Origin of the sequence: Carnobacterium sp. (assembly GCF_032094055.1) — a bacterium.
Classification (GTDB): domain Bacteria; phylum Bacillota; class Bacilli; order Lactobacillales; family Carnobacteriaceae; genus Carnobacterium_A.
The window spans coordinates 7788-11008 of record NZ_DAMDAK010000047.1 but is presented as its reverse complement, the minus strand read 5'-3'; the positions used below and the strand labels follow the sequence as shown (position 1 = coordinate 11008).

The 3221-nt window shown below is 36.5% G+C and carries 2 protein-coding genes; one reads left to right on the top strand and one right to left on the bottom strand.

The features are described from left to right. Positions 1-1994: type II CRISPR RNA-guided endonuclease Cas9 (gene cas9 / locus RT405_RS08345; protein WP_313469063.1), on the bottom strand; the 1994-nt coding region annotated here is incomplete at its 3' end. A 259-nt stretch (positions 1995-2253) separates the two neighbouring features. On the opposite strand from cas9, the gene RT405_RS08340 reads away from it, so the two are divergent. Next, positions 2254-3221: exonuclease SbcCD subunit D (locus RT405_RS08340; RefSeq protein WP_313469062.1), on the top strand; the 968-nt coding region annotated here is incomplete at its 3' end.

The following is a 3221-nucleotide window of genomic DNA, read 5'->3' as shown; positions in this document are numbered from 1 at the left end:
TTTATTTCTTCATCATACTGATTACCATCTTGTTCCAATAAATAGCTTAGCTTTTTTTTGCTGATTCTGCGAGACTTGAATAAGTTCAAGCAATCAGCTTTAAATTCTGGAAATGAACGAGCAGCTTTACCGCTTTGGAAATACCGGAAGGGAGTCAATTGACCTTTCAGCTGATTTTCTGCACGGTAAACGAGCACTTTATTTTGCTGACTGTCATCAAAAGAATAAGAAAGCGGGATGATGTGATCAATTTCGAATTTATTAAAGTCATGAACGATATCAGAAAGGGCAATGTACTTACCAGAGTAAAGACATTTTCCATCTTGAGCATCCCACAACTTCAAGGCTAGATGTTTTTTGCCTTTCAGAGGTAACTCTTTCAAGCTTTTTACTTCAAGTAAATCACAAATTTTCTTTTCAAACTTGCCTTGGTTTCTTTGGAAATTAGCATAATTTAGTCTTTTTTCGTCACTATTTTTCTCACGCGCCATTTCAACTACCACATAAGCCAATTCACCATATTGTTCTCGCGCTGCATTGGTGATTTTAATAGCTTCACGATGCGCCCGCTTGGCAACGGTACTCAAAATTGCTTCGTCATCAAATTGAATCTTAGTTCCAGATTGTAATTTTTCAAGCCGGCTTTTTCCTAAACCATGTTCTGTAAAAATCTGCATTTGGTTTTTGTTTGTTTCCCAGAGTTCGGGTAAAACCAGTTGCATGGCTTTTTTGGAAAGTGCATGGTATTCCTTAAAAGCGGTGTCGTTGATCAAAGCAGCAGTGATTTCTGGCAAATTTTCTTGGTAAACAGACTGAAATAAAGTAGATAGTTGATTTTCGCGCCGCTTTAGACTTTTTTCAGCTGTCAATATTTCTGCAATCTGATCTAACAAATCTACGTTATCAAAAAAACTAGCGGGAACGGAAGAGACAGGTTTGAGCAATTTTTTTAGTTTTTTATAGCCGATAAAATCTGTAAAGATAGGCTTGTTCGTCTTTAAATCAATCCGAGCTCCTGTTATTTCTTGTTCATTAGTTACTTTTTTATACTTAGCAATAGCGTTCAAAGTTACAGGTTTGCCTTTTTTTACAAAATTATCAACAAAGTATTGTTTATCTTCGATAGAAAGGTGTTCTTTTTTTCCAGTTTCTTCACTTGGAAAGCTAATGTTGTTCAAATCATTCAGCAAATTATATAAATCGGCTGTGTAAGACATTTTAGCGATGCGCAATTCTTCAGGAAAATATGTACAGTGCCCACGCATTTTATTGATCATCGTTTCGAAATGTAGTTTTCCATCATCTCCAATAGAGTATTGCCCGTAAGGAGTAGGCGATTTTTCAGAACCAGGACCATCGTAATACATTCGACGGCTGTTAATTAATGCTAAGTAGTCTTCTTTGAAAGTATCTGTAATTTCTGGATGGAATTCTTGCTGTTTCGTTAAAATAGCTGCGGCTTCTTTGATATAATCAGCCGTCTTGAAACGATTTGTATGATCACGAACTACTTCGCCAGCTTGTATTTTTTCTAATTGGATTTCGCAAATGTATTTATCTTCTAATTTTTTTGCATTCTTTTTTAATTGTTCTTTGGTAGAAAGCTCGCTGCCGCTTGTTTTCTCATCTTCTTGCGGAGTGTCTAAAGTAGTTCCCCGACGTTTGACTAAGTGATAAAGCGCAGCTGCTAGTTCATCTGTGCTTACTTTTTCGTAAAGCGCATGGTATCTAGCTTCATAAGGATTATACTGCTGAATGTGTTCGCAAGAAAGGCTGTTTTCTTCCAGCAAAGTTTTTGTTCGATCTAAGCGGTGCTTCCGTCTTCTTTTTAAGCGGCGTGCACTCCGGAAACCGCGTCGTTCTTCGTTGGCATTTCTGCTGGCTTCTTCAAATAAACGGACGCCAGCATCTTTAATTTCTCCTGTTTCTTCATCTATAATTCCCCAACCGACACTAGAAATACCGATGTCTAATCCTAATACTAACTTGGACATTGGAAACCCTCCCATTTTATAATAATAAAGTTATTATATCATTTTAAAAGAAACAAAACCTTTGTTTTAAAAAATGTTTTTTTACTTTTAGCGGATAATTTAATAGAGAAAGAGCCGTTATACTTAACAAATCAGCAAAAAAACGGAACTTTTGTATTTAAATCAAGCGTGGTAAACTAGGAAGGCCGAGACAAGAGTTCGATTAAATAAATTTGGATTAAAACAAACTAAAAGAAATGAAACAAAGGAGCCGATTATTTTGCGTATATTACATACAGCTGACTGGCATATTGGAAAAATCGTTAATGAAGTTTCAATGCTGGAAGATCAAGAATTTTTTCTAAACCAATTAATTGAAAAGTTGAAGACAGTAAAGGTTGATGCACTAATTATGGCAGGAGATTTATATGATCGTGCTTTTCCACCAAAAGAGGCAGTTGCTTTGGTGAATTCGGTACTGACGAGGTTGATTTATGAGGTGAAAATTCCCGTATTCGTAATTGCCGGCAATCATGACAGCAATGAGCGAGTTGAATATGGAGCTGCTTTGTTGGAGTCTAGTCAGCTTTATATAGAAGGAACAGTCAAAGAAACGACTCGGAAAGTTACGATTCAAGATACAAATTTCTATTTATTGCCATTTGCAGATCATGTGTATATTCGAGAATTGCTAAAAGATGATTCGATCAAAAATTTAGAAGATGCCACTAGAGCCCAGCTCGAAAAAATCAAAGAAACGATGAATCCTAATGAAACCAATGTATTGATCGCACATGGGTATGTGATCAATTTTAATAATGACACCTCTGAAACGACCGATTCAGAGCGGCCATTGAGCATCGGAACGGCCGAATACGTCAATGTTGAATTATTCGAAGAATTTGATTATGTGGCTTTAGGGCATTTACATAAACCACAAAAAGTGAAACATGAAAGAATTCGCTATAGCGGTTCGATTTTAAAATATTCTAAATCAGAAGCCATCCAAAAGAAACAAGTCTCTTTGGTGACCCTTGAAAAAGGCCAAGTAGAAGTTGAACCGATTTATTTGGAAACCAGACATGATATGCGTATCATTAAAGGATCATTTCAAGACTTGATGACACAAACGTCTGACGATTATGTTTTTTTTGAATTGGAAGACGAGGATTTTGTGATGGATGCGATGAACCAATTGCGCAGGCGGTTTCCAAATGCTATGGGGTTGGAATATGCAGCTAGAAAAGA